We start from the raw sequence: 14,715 nt of genomic DNA, 5'->3' as shown, positions 1-14,715 counted from the left end.
GCACCTCGGGCGCGAGGCGTCGAGCCGGGGGCCGTACCCTTCTGCGGTTGGCCCGCGCGGTTCGCGCCGCTTGCCGGCGACATCGAAGGAGCGTGCGTTGACCGACCAGACCGCCCTGGAGCAGGAGATCGCCGTCGAGCAACGGCACCTCGACCGGGTGTACGCCCGACTGGCCGAACTGCGCCAGTCCGCGGTTCGGGCCGAACGGGACGGCTACCGGATGGCGCGGGTGGGCACGTTCGGGGCGCTTGTCGAGCGCGACGCGATGGTCTTCCACGCCGCGCAGCGGCGGCACACCCTCGACGCCGAGCACGAGGGACTGGTCTTCGGCCGTCTGGACCTGCGCGACCGGCAGGTGCTGCACGTCGGGCGGCTCGGCATCCGCGACGAGGACGCCACCACGCTTGTCGTCGACTGGCGCGCCCCCGCCGCCTCCGCGTTCTACCAGGCCACCCCGGCGCAGCCGCTGGGCGTGGTGCGTCGTCGCACCATCCAGTCCCGCTCCGAGCGGGTCACCCGGATCGAGGACGACCTGTTGGACCCGACCGCCGCCCCGGAGGGGATGACCGTGGTCGGTGACGGCGCTTTGCTGGCCACCCTGTCGCGGGCCACCGGTCGGGGCATGCGCGACATCGTGGCGACGATCCAGCGGGAGCAGGACGAGGCGATCCGGTCGCCCGGTTCCGGGGTGACGATCGTCGCGGGCGGGCCGGGCACCGGCAAGACGGCGGTCGCCCTGCACCGGGCGGCCTTCCTGCTCTACTCCGACCGCAGCCGGTACGCCGGAGGCGGCATCCTGGTCGTCGGGCCGTCCACCGTCTTCGTCGAGTACATCGCCTCGGTGCTGCCCTCGCTCGGTGAGGACACGGCGACCCTGCACTCGCTGGGCACCCTCTTTCCGGGCATGACCGCCACCCGCACCGACCCGCCCGAGGTGGCGGCGGTGAAGGGCTCGCTGCGGATGCGCCGGGTGCTGGAGCGCGCCGTCCGCGACGCGGTGCCGGGCGGCCCGGGTGAGCTGCGACTGCTCTACCGGGGGACGCTGCTGCGGCTGGATCGGGCCGAGCTGGACCGGATCCGGGACCGCGCGCTGCACCGCGGCGCCCGGCGCAACGAGGTCCGCCGGGCCGGCTTCGACGGGGTGTTCGGCGCGCTCTGGGCACAGGCCCGCGCGGTGGGCATCACCCGGCTGCCGGAGCAGCGGGCCTTCGAGGGCGAGATCGCCGAGCGGGCGGAGTTCCGGGAGTTCCTCAAGGCGTGGTGGCCGCGCCTGCACCCCCGGCACGTGCTCGGCTGGCTGGCGCGACCGGAGCGGCTGCGTCGGTACGCCGGCGGGATCCTCTCCGGCGCGGAGATCCGGTTGCTCACCGCGGCGTACCAGAGCCTCGACACCGCGGGTCTGACCATCGCGGACGTGGCGCTCCTCGACGAACTCGACGCGCTGCTCGGTAAGCCGCTGCAGCCGGCGCGGGCCCGCCGCGACCCGTTCCAGCTCGCGGGCGGTGTCCGGGAGCTGAGCACCGCAAACGACCGGCAGCGGGCCGCCCGGGCGGCGGCCCGGGAGCGTCCGGAGGACTACCGGGAGTACGCGCACGTGGTGGTGGACGAGGCGCAGGACGTCTCGCCGATGCAGTGGCGGATGGTGGGACGGCGTGGCCGTCTGGCCTCCTGGACGGTGGTGGGTGACCCGGCGCAGACGGCGTGGACCGGTGATCCGGAGGAGCTGACCCGCGCCCGGGACCAGGCGCTGGGCCGGCGCAAGCGGCACGATTTCACGCTCACCACCAATTACCGCAACTCGGCGGAGATCTTCGCTGTGGCGGCGGCGGAGATTCGCCGGCTCTATCCGGACCTGTCGCTGCCGACTGCCGTCCGCTCCACCGGGATCGATCCGGTCGAGCTGGTCGTGCCGCCGGCCGGACTGGAGACCGCGGTCGTGGAGGCGGCGACCGGTCTGCTGGCCGAGGTGGACGGCACGGTCGGGGTGATCACGCCGGTCACCCGCCGCGACGAGGTCTCCGGTTGGCTCGGCACGCTCGGCGCGGCGAGGCTGCAGGTCGTGACCAGCCTGGAGGCCAAGGGCATGGAGTACGACGGGGTGGTGCTGGTCTCCCCGAGCGAGATCCGGGCCGATCCGGGCTCCGGCGTCCGCACGCTCTACGTGGCGCTCTCCCGGGCCACCCAGCGGCTCACCACCATCGACCCGACCGGCTGACCTGCCCGTTGGCGGTGTCGGCGGTCGGACCCGCCCGTACAGTTGCATACATAGCGATGTGAGCATACATTTGACCGGGTCCCGGGTGGCGACGGAGGGTGGATCTCGTGGGAGCAGGTCATGACCACCACCACGGGTCGGTCGCCAACGCCGCCCACCAGCACCGGGGCCGCCTCTGGGCCGCGTTCGGGCTGCTCGCCGCCCTGATGGTGGTCGAGGGTGTGGCCGCCTTCCACACCGGCTCGCTCGCCCTGCTCTCCGACGCCGGGCACATGTTCACCGACGTGCTCGGCATCGGGATGGCGCTCGCCGCGATCACCGCCACCCGACGGGCCACCGGCGACCCACAGCGCACCTTCGGGCTCTACCGCCTCGAGGTGCTCGCCGCCCTGGCCAACGCCGTCCTGCTCTCCGGCGTGGCGGTCTACGTGGTGATCGAGGCGATCGGCAGGTTCGGCGACCCCCACGAGGTGCTGACCGGCCCGATGCTCGCGGTGGCCGTCCTCGGCCTGCTCGCGAACCTGGTCGCGTTCGCGCTGCTGCGCGCCGGCGCCCGGGAGAGCATCAACCTTCAGGGCGCCTACCTGGAGGTGCTCGGCGACCTGCTCGGCTCGCTCGGCGTGATCGGCGCGGCAGTGCTCATCACGCTCACCGAGTGGTGGTGGGCCGACCCGCTTGTCGCTGTCGCCATCGGCGTGTTCATCCTGCCGCGCACCTGGCGGCTGGGACGCGCCGCCGTCCGGATCCTGGTGCAGGCCGCCCCGGAACACCTCCAGGTCACTGCCGTGCACGATCGCCTGGCCGCGGTGCCCGGCGTGGTCGAGGTGCACGACCTGCACGTCTGGACGCTCACCTCGGGCATGGACGTGGCCTCCGCACACCTGATCATGGCACCCGGCGCGGAGGTCGGCGCGGTGCTCACGGCGGCGCGTACCGCCCTGCGGGAGGACTTCCGCATCGAGCACGCCACGCTGCAGATCGAGCCCGGGGCAGCCTCCGGCGCATGTGGATCGATCGAGTGGTGAGCACTTTTCTGCTGAAAAGACCTTTACGTCGCCGTTTTCGGTGCTGGCACCGACACCTTCCGTCACATCGACTGCACACGTCCCACCTGTCCCGGTAGGCTCGGTCCCGGCCACCACCCGGCGGCGCCCTCCCGGCGCCGGTGGCGGCCGCCGCCTAATCGCCCGCCAGGGCGAACCGGGGAACCATGTTCCTGGGGTGCATCCGCGTCAGCGGTAGGGATCTTCCGTCCCGAACCCGTCAGCTAACTCGGTCGGCGGCTGACGGAAGGACATGCGTAGTGGCACCAGCACGACCCCCCGCCGCCCGACTAGCGGCGCTGATCGTCATGATGGTCACCCTCGGCGTCGCGGTACCGGTCGGCGCGGCCACCGCCGCTCCCCCGGGCGGCCTGCGGGCCGCCGCAGCGCCCGACGGCGACGAGGAGGGCGGCACCCCCGCACTGCGGGCCCAACTCGAAGCCGCCAGCAAGGGCTACCTGGACGCGAAGCGCGCCCTGGACACCTCCGTCCAGCGGCAACAGCAACTCGCGGCGAAGCTGAAGACCACCGAAGCCGAGATGACCGTACGCAGCGGCAAGGTCGGCGAGATCGCCGGCGTGGCGTACCGCACCGGCCGCCTCAGCACCGTCTCGGCGTTGCTCAACACCAACACCCCCGAGGGTTTCCTGGACCGGGCGGCCTCGCTTGACGTGGTGGCCGCCAACGAGGACCGGGTGCTGCGCGAGCTGCACACCACCCGGGACGAGGCCAACCGCACCCGCCTCGCCCTGAACGGCGAGATCCGCGAGCAGCGCAAGCAGGTCGAGGTGATGGCCAAGCGCAAGGAGCAGGCCGAGCGGGCCCTCACGGTCGCCACCAGCAAGCCGCGCACGACCGCCGCCGACACCAGCTCCAACCGGGGCACCTCCACCGCCAACGCCCAGCCCGCGCCGCGCAACTCCGACGGCTCCTGGCCGTCCGAGTCGTGCAGCATCAACGACCCCACCCCGGCCAGCGGCTGCATCACCCCGCGCACGCTGCACGCCCTCAACCAGGCCAAGGCCGCCGGATTCACCCACTACGTCTCCTGTCACCGCTCCGGCGGCTCCGGCGAACACCCCAAGGGTCGGGCCTGCGACTTCGCCGCAGCGAAGGGCGGGTTTGGCGGTGACGCCACAGGCGCCGACAAGACGTACGGCAGCAACCTCGCCGCGTACTTCATCCGCAACTCCGACCGGCTCGCCGTGCTCTACGTGATCTGGTACAGGCAGATCTGGCTGCCCAGCAGTGGGTGGAAGTCGTACAGCGGAGGCAACGGCGACCCGTCCAGCGACCACACCAACCACGTACACCTGTCGGTGTACTGAGAGCAGCATCGTTTGCCTGATGATGCTCTCGCATCGTTACTCACGGTAGTGGCAGTGGAGTCCCGGCAGTGCGGCCGGCGGCTGCGGCGACGGTTGCCAGGTCGTCGCTCGAGAAGCCGGCACGGCTCAGCACCGCAAGCGATTTGTTCGTCGCCAGCGTGCACAACGCCAGCTCTGCCGCCTCCCGCTCATCGGCCCCCGCCGCCCGCAACGCCTGCTGCAGCATCGCTCGCAAACCGTCGATCATGGCGCGGACCATCGCCTGACCTTCCGCGTCGAGGGCCGGGAACTGCGTTGCCGACACCGTGAGCAGGCAGCCGTCGGGCACCGCCGGGTCGGCGATGCGGTTCAGGGTGACCTGCAGGTACGCGGCCACAACGGCGCTCGGGCTCGGGTGGGGGCCGGACAGCGCCTGCTCGTACAGCGGGTGGTAGGTCTGCGCGTACCGCTGCAGGCTTTTGCGGAAGAGGGTGCTCTTGTCGCCGAACGTGCCGTACAGCGAACCCCGACCCAGGCCCGTGCCCTCGGTCAGGCGGTCGATCGATGCCTCCGAATAGCCCCAGCGCCAGAAGACATGCATCGCGCGTCGTAGCGCCTCGTCCACGTCGAATTGCTTGCGGCCCGCCATGGTCCGTGAGTCTACACATCTTGTAACGATCGTTCCAAGGGTCTTGTACCGATCGTTCCATCATGCGTATGGTGCCGGCATGACAAACCTGAGTTCGCTGCAGTTGCCCGACGGGTTCGCCGACGTCTTCACCAGCCGGCTGGTAGAGCTGGACGGGCTGCGGTTGCACGCGGTCACCGGCGGGGACGGCCCGCCGCTGCTGCTGGTCGGCGGGTGGCCGCAGACCTGGTACGCCTGGCGGGAAGTAATGCCCGCGCTCGCCCGCGAGCACACCGTCGTCGCCGTCGACTCGCGCGGAGCCGGACTCTCCGACAAGCCCGACGACGGTTACGACGCCGGCACACTGGCCGCCGACCTGGTCGCTCTGATGGCCGCGCTCGGGCACGACCGGTTCGACGTGGTCGGTCACGACATCGGCACGTGGACCGGGTACGCGCTGGCTGCCGACTACCCCGAGCGGGTGGGCCGACTCGCCGTCCTCGAAGCAATGATCCCCGGTCTCTCGCCCTCCCCACCGGCCTTCAGCCCGGCGGCGGTCAATCAGAAACTCTGGCAGTTCGGCTTCAACCGGCTCACCGACCTGAACGAGGAACTGGTCCGGGGCCGGGAGCGACTCTTCTTCGGCTGGCAGTTCGCCACCAAGGCCGCCACCCCCACCGCGATCCCCGCGTACGCCGTCGACGTCTACGTCGACGCGATCGCTGCGGATCCTCGCGCGCTGCGGGCGAGCTTCGAGTACTACCGGGCGCTGGACGAGACGATCGCGCAGAACGAGCAGCGCAGCAGGACCCGGCTGACGCTGCCGGTGCTCGCCGTCGGTGGCGCGCTGTGGAGCGGCGCGAGCGCCGCCCAGACGATGCGGCTGGCGGCCGACGACGTCACAGGCGTTGTTCTCGACGGCTGCGGCCATTACCCCGCCGAGGAGCAGCCGGCGCGGTTCACCGCGATCCTGAAGGAATTCCTCGATGACAAGCCGGTAGCAGGCGTGCCGCACGGCTGACCCTTTCGTGGCACAGTCCCCCCGGACGGATCAGTTGCCGGTGGATGCCGTGCTCGCGGATGCGCTGGTCGCGGCAATGCGGGGTGCGCCAGAGTCGGCCCGGTCGCGGAGAAGTGCGATGGCGACGGCGAGTTGCCAGATGACGATGGTGTAGACCGAGCCGCGTTCGATCGCCCCCGAGGGCAGGCCGGCACCGAAGGTGAGAAAGAGAGCGACCACGGAGACCAGGCCGAATGCTCCGACGACGACGCTGACGAGGCCGATCAGCCGCGACTCGGGAGCCTTTCGCCAGTGGATGCCCAGGACGAGGGCGAGCACGTTCCCGCCGAAGATCGCCAGCGTTGCTCCGGTGAAGTGCAGGGGAAGCGTGCCGTTCTGCTGCGCCTGGAGGGAACCGTGGAAGGTTCCGACAAGGATGTAGCCGATCATGGTCACGACCCCCGTCACGGCGGTGAAGGTTCGGGACCGCCCGCTGATCGTCCGCGACAGCAGCACTGTGGCGATCCCGAAGAGAATGCCCTGGACGATGAAGCCGGAGTTCATCACGACGTGCAGCGGCGAGTCGAGCTCGCGGCCCTGGAACACCCCGGCCGTTGCGGATCCGAGGTCGCTGATCCAGTTGTCGGCGTAGCTGTAGCTGGGCGATTCCCACGCCGCAGCCGTGATCGCTTCGGCGGCGAGATAGATCGCCGGGCCCAGCAGGAAGGTGGCAGCGGCGAGGGGGCGGATCTTGCTCATGATGAGATCCATTCCGTCTAGATGACTGATTGGTCGGTCAGATTCAATGGAGAAACCCTCCTGCCGGATCAGCCCCGATCAGCGTGACCCCAGTCGTCGTTCGAACCAGAGGTGGGCCAGGACGATCAGGGCCAGGTAGGCCACGAGCGCTCGACCACTGACGGCGGTGGCGAGCAGGCCCAGCAGCAGTGGGGCCGCGATGCCTGTGGTGACCCGTGAGATCGTCCTCGGCAGGTCGGAACTGTGGCTGGCGACGCCGGTGACCACGCCGAGGGTGAAGTAGGCCGCAACCGCTCCGCACAGCAGCCAGCGACCCTGGTCGTGCAGTGGGTCGGAGCCGTGCCTGACCACCAGAGAGAGCGGTACGGCGATGGTGGCCACGACGCCGGTGACCAGGCAGTGCAGGCCGAGGGCGGCGCGGGCGGGGATCCGGCCGGCGCGCAGGTGCGGCAGGCCGGCGTATCCGAAGACGACGGACAGGCCGAACAGGCCGGCCAGCAGCACGAAGGACGCGATTGCGGTGACCAGCAGGCCGGTGTCGTACCGCGCCTCGCTTGCCGCGGCGACGACCTGCACCACCGATTCGCCCAGCACGATGATCACGAAGAGTCCCAGCCGCTCGGAGAGGTGGGCCGGATCGACAGACACCCCGTGGATGACCTGTCCCGTGCCGTCCGGGTGGCCTCCCGATCGTGGCCGACGCCGAGTGTTTTTTTGCGCGGTGAGGTACGACTGGACCCGTTGGAGGATCCTGCTGCCGGAGAGGACCAGGATCAGCAGCAGGTCGAGGCCGACTCCCACCGCCCAGAGCGCGAGCTTCCAGCGTTCGTCGACCCAGAGCGACGCGAACCAGGGCAGCAGTCCTGCCGAGTACTGCACCACCGGGAAGTCCAGCAGTACTTCGCCGCGCCGCCACGACTTGGACCCGTAGACGCGCGTGGCGATGTAGGCGACCGCGAAGACGTTGAGCGGACGGATGTCGCTGCCGTGCCCGAGCACGGTGTGCGCCACACCCGGCACGGACGCGGCCATGACCCCGAGGCCGAACATGCCTACCATCAGCCGCACCACGCGGGTCTGACCGGCGGCGACGTTGCCGTACAGCATGAACGTCGTCCAGGACAGCCACAGAGCCAGGAACAGCAGTGCGTAGAGACCGAGCGCCGCGGCGTCCAGTTCGGACCCGAGCACGTGTGCCAGGGCGGCCACGCCGGCCACCGCCACGAGGTCGAAGAAGAGCTCGGCCCAACTCGCGTGCCGCTCGATCCCGGTGTCTGTGTGCTCTTCGTCGGTGTTCACCATCGGTGGCCGCCGGGTGGTGGTGTCCGGGTGGTCGTGGGTGCCCGGGTGATGCTGATGTCGGTCCTCCGCGATGATGTGGTCGGGGTTCGTCGACGATCCGTCAGCCGGCGGGGGCGCTGCTCGTCGTGATGTCGCGCAGGCCGCGGTCGAGAAAATCGACAATCCAGGTGAAGCTGTCGTCGACAGATGCGTCGAACTTGAACCCGCCGGCTGCTTCCAGGGTCGAGAACCCGTGCAGGACGCTGCGGAGCATCCGCAGGGCGTGAATCTCCTGGCTGGATTCCAGGTGGTAGCCGCGCAGCATGGCCGCCCAGGAGGCGACCACCCGTTCGACGGCGGGGATGATCGGGTCGTCGGGTCCGGCCTGGCGGGCAGCAGCATCGCCGGCCGCGTACTGGCCGGGGTGTTCCCGCACGTAGGTCCGCATCGCCTGCGCGCCGGCGGCGAGGGCATCGCTGCCGGCCCTTCCCTGGATGGCGTCGCGAATGGCGTCCGCGAAGTCGGCCATGGCCCGGACAGCGATGCGGTGGGCCAGGTCGGCCTGACTGGCGACGTGTTTGTAGAGCGCGGGGGTCTTGACTCCGAGCCGTTCGGCGACCAGGCCCATGCTGAGGTTCTCGAAGCCGATCTCATCGATCAGGGCGGCGCCGGTCTCCGTGACCGACTGCGGAGTGAGCCGGGCCCTAGGCATTCGCCAGTGTCTTGTCGAGGAAGGGCCGGGCCAGCGCCAGGACCTGATCCGGCGTCTGCACGTGTGGGTAGTGACCGGCACCCTCGATGACGGCCAGCTCACCGAGACTCCCGGGCAGGTCAGCGATGATCTTCTCGCCCTCGGCGCGGGGGTCCGCCCAGTCGGGGTCGAGGCTGCCCTCGACGACCAGGACCGGGCAGGTGACGTTTGCCAACTGCGCGCCGGCGTCGCTCGGGCTGGTCTTGCACATGGCCTGCAGAACCTTCATCCGGCCGGGCTCCGTCAGCTTCGCCTCGATGCGCGTCAGCTCGGCGTCCCAGTCGGCGGGCTTGACCGGGTACGCCACGTCGAGGTACTTCTTCCAGCTCGCCAGACTTCCTCGGACCATTACCTGCGCCATCTGGCTGTAACCGCTGCGGAAGCGCTTCACCCGCATCAACCCGCCGAGATCGAAGGGTTGTACGCGGGTGAACGGCGCCAGCTCGATGACACCGTTGATCAGATCGGGCGCGGTGGCTGCGGCGATGGTCGCCGCACCGCCACTTATCGACTGGCCGATGATCACGGCGGGGCCGCCGAGGTGACGGACGACCGCGATGAGGTCGCCCGCGATGTCGGTGCGGCTGTAGCCGTCCCAGCCGAGGCTGGAGTCGCCGCAGCCGCGGATGTCGACGTTGGCGACGCGGTATCCGACGGCGGCCAGGGCCGGGGCGAGGAAACGGTAGGAGTGTCGGCTGTCGCCGATGCCGTGCGCCAGGACGACGAGCGGCCCTCGCCCGGACACCTCGTAGGCGAGGGTGTTGCCGGCGATGCTCAGGTACTCGGCCATGACGACCTCCACAGGATTGGTTAACGGCGCTATCTGTAAGTTAATGCCATTAACTTTGCGCGTCAAGCTATCTTCCTCGACCGTTCCCTCCCGCAGCTTGGCGCTCGACCCGTCATCGACCACACCGGTCCGGACGTTCACGTGAGCGCGACATGATCTCGGGCGCCGGCACCGGGTACGTCAGCGGACGTACCCGGGACGTCGTCGGCGGTCGGACGACCCGGGCGAGCCGGGCCGGGAGCATTTCCGGTATGCCGCGAATCCCGCCCACCACCCGCAAGGCGCTGCTCACCCTGCACCTGATCACCTCGCTCGGCTGGCTCGGAGCCGACCTGGTGCTGCTCACCCTCGGCATCGCGGCACTGCGTGGCGCCGACCCGGCCGTGGTCTACCCGGTCGCCGGGCTCGTCGGCACCGTGCTGTTCGCGCCGCTGAGCGTGCTCGTCTGGCTGGTCGGCGTCGCCAGCGCGCTGCTCACCCCCTGGGGGCTGGTGCGCTACCGGTGGGTGCTGGTCAAGCTCGTGATCACCACGGTGATGGTCGGGCTGGTGCTGTTCCTGCTCACGCCGAATCTGCGGCACGCCAGCGCGCTGGGCGCCACCCTCCCCGCCCGGGACCGCGCCGACCTGGTGATCGCGCCGGCGGTGTCGACCAGCCTCATGATCATCGCGACCGTGCTCTCCACGTACAAGCCCTGGGGCCGCCGCCCCGCCCGGTTCACGGGCGCGCCGAGCGTGGCACGAGATCGCGCAACAACAAGGAGATAGTGGCCACCGTGCCGCAGCGAGGCTGCCACATCCTGGATCGAGCACGATCATGCACGAGACGGCGAACGCCGGGGCGCGGGCGCAGCGGACCCCGGGCGCTGGGCGCTGGCGGTCCGGGGGTGGGGGCGCGGGTGAGTCAGCTCGGGGCTTGTTCGTCGTGGGTGCTGTTCAGGGCCGCACCGAGGCGGGCGGCCAGGGCGAGGTGGGCCGCGCGGGCCTGACGGAAGGCGTACCGGAACAGGGGGGTCGGGGCGCGCAGGGTGATGTCGACGTCGATCCGGACCAGGCCGTCAGGCTCGGCACGCAGGCGGGTGTGGTTGCGGACGGTGGTGGCCGGCCACTGGCGGGCCACCGTCACGATCTCGTCGGGCTCGCAGATCAACACGTCGGCCTGGTAGGTGGTGCGGAAGCGCAACGGCCCCGCCGCGAGCCTGTCGTTGATCGTGTAGCTGGCGCGGGCGCCCGGGCGGGGCGGCACCCGGCGGACCCGGACGATCAACGGGTGCAGCTCACCCTGACGGGTCAGGTCGCTCAGCAACGCCGCCGCCTCGGCGAGTGAGCAGCGGGCCTGGACGGTGTAGCTGAAGGTATCGCTGCTGAGCACACCGTCTCCCGACGTCGCTGGTCGCACGATCGTCCCGTACACGGCCCAGGGTGGCAACGCCCGGACGGACACCGTCTGTTGTCCTGCTATTCGCGCAGCGTTCCCATTACGGTCGGCTGATGGGAAATCACCGGTTGTGACGAGAGGACGGGCACATGAACGGTGACGACCGGTGAGCGGGCACGTGATGGTCTTCGCGCCCACGCCGCAGCTGACCGTGACGGTGGACCAGCCGAACGACCAGCCCGAACTGCACCTGCACCCCGGCGGTCAGGGCGTCTGGCAGGCGCGCATGGTGCAGTCGCTCGGAGTCGACGTGGTGCTCTGCGCCGCGCTCGGCGGCGAGATCGGTCAGGTGCTGGAGCCCCTGCTGGTCAGCGAGGGGGTGGACCTGAAGGTGGTGGTCCGGGACTCGGGCAGCGGCGCGTACGTGCACGATCGGCGGGGCGGGTCCCGACAGGAGATCGTGGACGTGCCCGGGGAGCGACTGAGCCGCCACGAGCTGGACGAGTTGTACAACCTGGCGCTCGGCGAGGGGCTGCGCGCCGACGTGAGCGTCCTCAGTGGCCCGAACGCCCCGTGGCTCGTCCCGGCCGACATGTACCGCCGCCTCGCCGCCGACCTCGGCGCCAACGGCAGCCGGGTGGTGGTCGACCTGTCCGGTGACCACCTGGGAGCCGTGCTGGACAGCGGCGTGTTCTTCCTGAAGGTGAGCCACGAGGAGCTGATCCGCGACGGGCGCGCCCGCAGCGGGGAGGGCCCGGAGCTGACCCGGGCGATGTACGACCTGCACGCCGCCGGCGCCGAGACGGTGGTGGTGAGCCGGGCGGACCAGCCGGCGCTGGCACTCATCGACGGGGAACTCTTCGAGGTGGAGATGCCCCGGCTGGAGGCCGCCGATCCGCGCGGCGCGGGCGACTCGATGACCGCCGGGGTGGCCGCTGTGGTCGCCCGTGGCGGCGACATCCGGACCGCCATCCGCACCGGCGCCGCCGCCGGCGCGCTGAACGTGACCCGGCACGGTCTGGGCACCGGACGGCTGGACTCCATCACCGGTCTGGTGGAGCGGGTCCGGTTGGTCCCGGCGGACAGCCGGCAACAGGAGCGGACCACCCCCGACGAGTTGGCCGACCGGGTGGTCGAGCGATGACGCTGCGGGTGCTTGTGACAAACGACGACGGGATCGCCGCGCCGGGCATCCAGGCGCTGGCCCTGGCCGCCGCCGGACGGGGCCTGGACGTGGTGGTCGCGGCGCCGCTGGAGGAGGCCAGCGGCACCAGCGCCGCGATGAGTGCTGTGGAACGCGACGGTCGGGTGGTCGTGCACGACCATCCGCTGCCCGATCTTGCGGGTGTGCCGGCGTACGGGGTCGGTGGCTCACCCGGCTTCATCACGCTTATCGCGCTGCACGGCGCGTTCGGCCCGCCGCCGTCGGTGGTGTTGTCGGGCATCAACCGGGGCGCCAACGCCGGCCGTGCCGTGCTGCACTCCGGCACTGTGGGCGCCGCGTTCACCGCGGCCTCGAACGGGTGCCGGGCCATGGCTGTCTCGCTGGACGTGCTGTCCGCGGGCGAGGCGACGGCCGCCAGCGGCGGGGCCGCTGTGGACGCCGCCGCCCGGGTACGCGACGCCGAACGGCACTGGGACACCGCCGCGCGGGTCGCCCTGGACCTGCTCCCCCGGCTGACCTCCGGGCCGCCGGAGAGCGTGCTCAACGTCAACGCCCCGGACCTGCCGCACGGACGGCTACGCGGTGTACGTCGCGGCGCGCTGGCCAGCTTCGGTCAGGTGCAGATGACGGTGGCCGAGTCGGGGCACGGCTTCGTGCGTACCTCGTTGGAGGAGCCCGGGCAGGCCGCGCAGCCCGGCACGGACGTGGCGTTGCTGGCCGCCGGGTACGCGTCGGTGACGGCCATCCGGGCGGTCACCGAGGTGACCGACGTCGACCTGACCGGTCTGGACGAGCAGCTATGACGGGCGAGAGCGGCCGCGCTCAGGCGCCGGGAAGCACCTCGGGGGTGGCGGCGCCGGCGAAGTAGGGCTCCGGTGCGCCGAAGAGACCGAGCAGACCGGTCACCCAGAGCTGACGGTGCACGAACCGGCTCGGCTCGGTGACCACCAGCTTGACGCCGCTGACCTCGGCGGTCTGGAAGCCGGCGACCATGGCGCTGATGCCGACGGAGTCGATGAAGGTGACCAGCCTCATGTTCAACTCGATGCGGAGCGGGCGGCTCTTGGCCAGCACCTCCGCAATCGCTTCACGCACCTCGTACGCTGTGTCGACGTCGATCTCGCCCCGAGGGGCGATCTCCACGACACCACCGGACAGGACCGACTTCACGATCGACAGGCTCACGCGAGCACCTCCACCCGCCCGTCCCCCGGGCGCCTCATCAGTACGCGGGCCGCGACCGAGAGTATTCCTCCGACGGCCTCGGTCGCCACCCCTCGGGATGAGCAATTCACGGATCCGGACGCACAAAGTCGCCCATATCCTCACTTTTCGGCATCTGATCATTCAATACTTTTCGTCATCTGACCACTCCGCGATCGGTCGGAACCGGCGCGTCGCCGGACCAGGGTAACGGTCGCTGCCTGACACGCCCGACAAGCGGCGCGTCCCGGACACCGCCCCCGCACGGGGCCGGCGTGTCGGACCATGGTCCCCCGACGGCGCCGGTCGGATTCGGCCGGACGGTTGCCGGCGCCACCTAGCATCGGCCCGGGACACCCACCGTGACGGAGAGGACCTTCGATGATCAAGCGACTGGCCGGGCTGGCCGGGGTAGGCGTGCTGCTCGCCCTCGTTCTGGCCTGCGGTTTCGGCGGCGGGGACGACGATGACGACGACGATGACGACTTCGCCCGCGGTGTGGCAGTGGTGGCGGTGCGCTGAGGAAGCCGCCGAGCCCCGCCCGAGGTGGGTTTGCGGCCCGTCGGCCCGGGGCACTGCGGAGTGAGCGAACCGTGCCGCGCTGGACAGACGCCGAAGTCCGAAGTGGCCGGCGGCTTCGGCACCCGAGGAGGTAACCACGATGTTCGGAACCAACCTGCTGGACCGGCGCAGCAAGCCGGAGCGGATCGCGGACCAGGCGTGGGAGCACCTGCTCTCCGCCGTCGGTTCCGCGGGAGACAGCGTGCGGGACACCGCCCGTTCGGCGCGGCGCAGCGGCGGCGACCTCGCCGATGGCGCGGGTGACCTGGTGGGCTCCGCGGCGGAGGAGGCCCGGCGTCGGGCCTCGCGCGCCTTCGACGCGCTCGCCGGGCGTCAACCGGCGCTGCCGTGGACGCTACTGATCGGGGCCGCGCTGGTCGGCGCTGCGGTCGGCTGGGCCGTCGGCTCCGCTGCCCGTGCCGCTGGCAGCCGGGACGACCGCGCGGTCGACGATGTCGAGTTCGTCGACGTCGACCGCCCCAACTCCCCCGTCGGCCTGGACGACTGACACTCCAACACCCCGAGCGGGCCTCGCCGACCTTCTGGTCGACGGGGCCCGCTCGCTGTGTTCGGTGTGCGGTGGTGGTCGAGATGGGGGGCCGGTCCGCCGGGGTGCCGGACCCCTCAGGCATCCC

At 70.9% G+C, this 14,715-nt stretch carries 16 protein-coding genes and 1 riboswitch; of the genes, 9 read left to right on the top strand and 7 right to left on the bottom strand.

Features of this window, described 5'->3' with window-relative positions; translation table 11 throughout:
• The first annotated feature begins 97 nt into the window (after window positions 1–97).
• From ACLQ26_RS01345 to ACLQ26_RS01335, 3 genes are all read left to right on the top strand, one after another.
• Window positions 98–2,215 carry a HelD family protein gene (locus ACLQ26_RS01345; protein ID WP_425742723.1) on the top strand — a complete coding sequence of 706 codons (2,118 nt, stop codon included), beginning with the start codon at window positions 98–100 and terminating at the stop codon, window positions 2,213–2,215.
• A 107-nt stretch (window positions 2,216–2,322) separates the two neighbouring features.
• Window positions 2,323–3,240, top strand: coding sequence for a cation diffusion facilitator family transporter (locus ACLQ26_RS01340; protein WP_425742722.1), 918 nt, complete (start codon window positions 2,323–2,325; stop codon window positions 3,238–3,240).
• 141 nt (window positions 3,241–3,381) lie between these two features.
• A riboswitch (cyclic di-AMP (ydaO/yuaA leader) is annotated at window positions 3,382–3,513 on the top strand.
• Between the two features lie 5 nt (window positions 3,514–3,518).
• Window positions 3,519–4,586: a coiled-coil domain-containing protein gene (locus ACLQ26_RS01335; protein WP_425742721.1), complete on the top strand. Its 1,068-nt coding sequence runs from the start codon at window positions 3,519–3,521 to the stop codon at window positions 4,584–4,586.
• A 40-nt stretch (window positions 4,587–4,626) separates the two neighbouring features.
• Here ACLQ26_RS01335 and ACLQ26_RS01330 read toward each other — a convergent pair whose 3' ends face one another.
• Window positions 4,627–5,214: a TetR/AcrR family transcriptional regulator gene (locus ACLQ26_RS01330; RefSeq protein ID WP_425742720.1), complete on the bottom strand. Its 588-nt coding sequence runs from the start codon at window positions 5,212–5,214 to the stop codon at window positions 4,627–4,629.
• Between the two features lie 79 nt (window positions 5,215–5,293).
• Between ACLQ26_RS01330 and ACLQ26_RS01325 the strand changes: the two genes are divergently transcribed.
• Entirely contained in the window at window positions 5,294–6,214 is a 921-nt protein-coding gene (locus tag ACLQ26_RS01325) for an alpha/beta fold hydrolase (RefSeq protein ID WP_363683406.1), read from the top strand.
• 30 nt (window positions 6,215–6,244) lie between these two features.
• On the opposite strand, the gene ACLQ26_RS01320 is transcribed toward ACLQ26_RS01325, so the two are convergent.
• From ACLQ26_RS01320 to ACLQ26_RS01305, 4 genes are all read right to left on the bottom strand, one after another.
• Entirely contained in the window at window positions 6,245–6,952 is a 708-nt protein-coding gene (locus ACLQ26_RS01320; protein WP_425742719.1) for a DUF998 domain-containing protein, read from the bottom strand.
• A 78-nt stretch (window positions 6,953–7,030) separates the two neighbouring features.
• Entirely contained in the window at window positions 7,031–8,254 is a 1,224-nt protein-coding gene (locus tag ACLQ26_RS01315) for a low temperature requirement protein A (protein WP_425742717.1), read from the bottom strand.
• Window positions 8,255–8,354: 100 nt separating this feature from the next.
• Window positions 8,355–8,945, bottom strand: coding sequence for a TetR/AcrR family transcriptional regulator (locus tag ACLQ26_RS01310; RefSeq protein ID WP_425742716.1), 591 nt, complete (start codon window positions 8,943–8,945; stop codon window positions 8,355–8,357).
• Window positions 8,938–9,774: an alpha/beta fold hydrolase gene (locus tag ACLQ26_RS01305; protein WP_425742715.1), complete on the bottom strand. Its 837-nt coding sequence runs from the start codon at window positions 9,772–9,774 to the stop codon at window positions 8,938–8,940. Before ACLQ26_RS01305 ends, ACLQ26_RS01310 begins: the two co-directional genes overlap by 8 nt.
• A gap of 251 nt (window positions 9,775–10,025) precedes the next feature.
• Here ACLQ26_RS01305 and ACLQ26_RS01300 point away from each other — a divergent pair, with 251 nt between their 5' ends.
• On the top strand, window positions 10,026–10,541 hold the full coding sequence (locus ACLQ26_RS01300) for a hypothetical protein (RefSeq protein ID WP_425742714.1): 516 nt from the start codon (window positions 10,026–10,028) through the stop codon (window positions 10,539–10,541).
• A gap of 136 nt (window positions 10,542–10,677) precedes the next feature.
• On the opposite strand, the gene ACLQ26_RS01295 is transcribed toward ACLQ26_RS01300, so the two are convergent.
• The gene (locus ACLQ26_RS01295; RefSeq protein ID WP_425742713.1) at window positions 10,678–11,145 is read right to left on the bottom strand and encodes an SRPBCC family protein; all 468 of its coding nucleotides are present in this window, start codon (window positions 11,143–11,145) and stop codon (window positions 10,678–10,680) included.
• Between the two features lie 172 nt (window positions 11,146–11,317).
• On the opposite strand from ACLQ26_RS01295, the gene ACLQ26_RS01290 reads away from it, so the two are divergent.
• Together ACLQ26_RS01290 and surE are read left to right on the top strand one after the other, a co-directional pair.
• On the top strand, window positions 11,318–12,295 hold the full coding sequence (locus tag ACLQ26_RS01290; RefSeq protein WP_425742712.1) for a 1-phosphofructokinase family hexose kinase: 978 nt from the start codon (window positions 11,318–11,320) through the stop codon (window positions 12,293–12,295).
• Entirely contained in the window at window positions 12,292–13,119 is an 828-nt protein-coding gene (surE, locus tag ACLQ26_RS01285) for a 5'/3'-nucleotidase SurE (RefSeq protein WP_425742711.1), read from the top strand. The genes ACLQ26_RS01290 and surE overlap by 4 nt, the downstream gene beginning before the upstream one ends.
• Window positions 13,120–13,138: 19 nt before the next feature.
• On the opposite strand, the gene ACLQ26_RS01280 is transcribed toward surE, so the two are convergent.
• On the bottom strand, window positions 13,139–13,501 hold the full coding sequence (locus ACLQ26_RS01280) for an STAS domain-containing protein (RefSeq protein ID WP_007463546.1): 363 nt from the start codon (window positions 13,499–13,501) through the stop codon (window positions 13,139–13,141).
• A gap of 399 nt (window positions 13,502–13,900) precedes the next feature.
• Between ACLQ26_RS01280 and ACLQ26_RS01275 the strand changes: the two genes are divergently transcribed.
• Window positions 13,901–14,041: a hypothetical protein gene (locus ACLQ26_RS01275; RefSeq protein ID WP_167626067.1), complete on the top strand. Its 141-nt coding sequence runs from the start codon at window positions 13,901–13,903 to the stop codon at window positions 14,039–14,041.
• Window positions 14,042–14,180: 139 nt separating this feature from the next.
• Window positions 14,181–14,588 carry a hypothetical protein gene (locus ACLQ26_RS01270; RefSeq protein WP_363683418.1) on the top strand — a complete coding sequence of 136 codons (408 nt, stop codon included), beginning with the start codon at window positions 14,181–14,183 and terminating at the stop codon, window positions 14,586–14,588.
• The last annotated feature ends 127 nt before the right edge of the window (window positions 14,589–14,715 follow it).

This window comes from Micromonospora sp. DT43, from assembly GCF_049841645.1.
Taxonomy (GTDB): Bacteria; Actinomycetota; Actinomycetes; order Mycobacteriales; family Micromonosporaceae; genus Micromonospora.
Note: the sequence above shows the minus strand (reverse complement) of the source record. Positions and strands in the feature narration are given on the sequence as shown.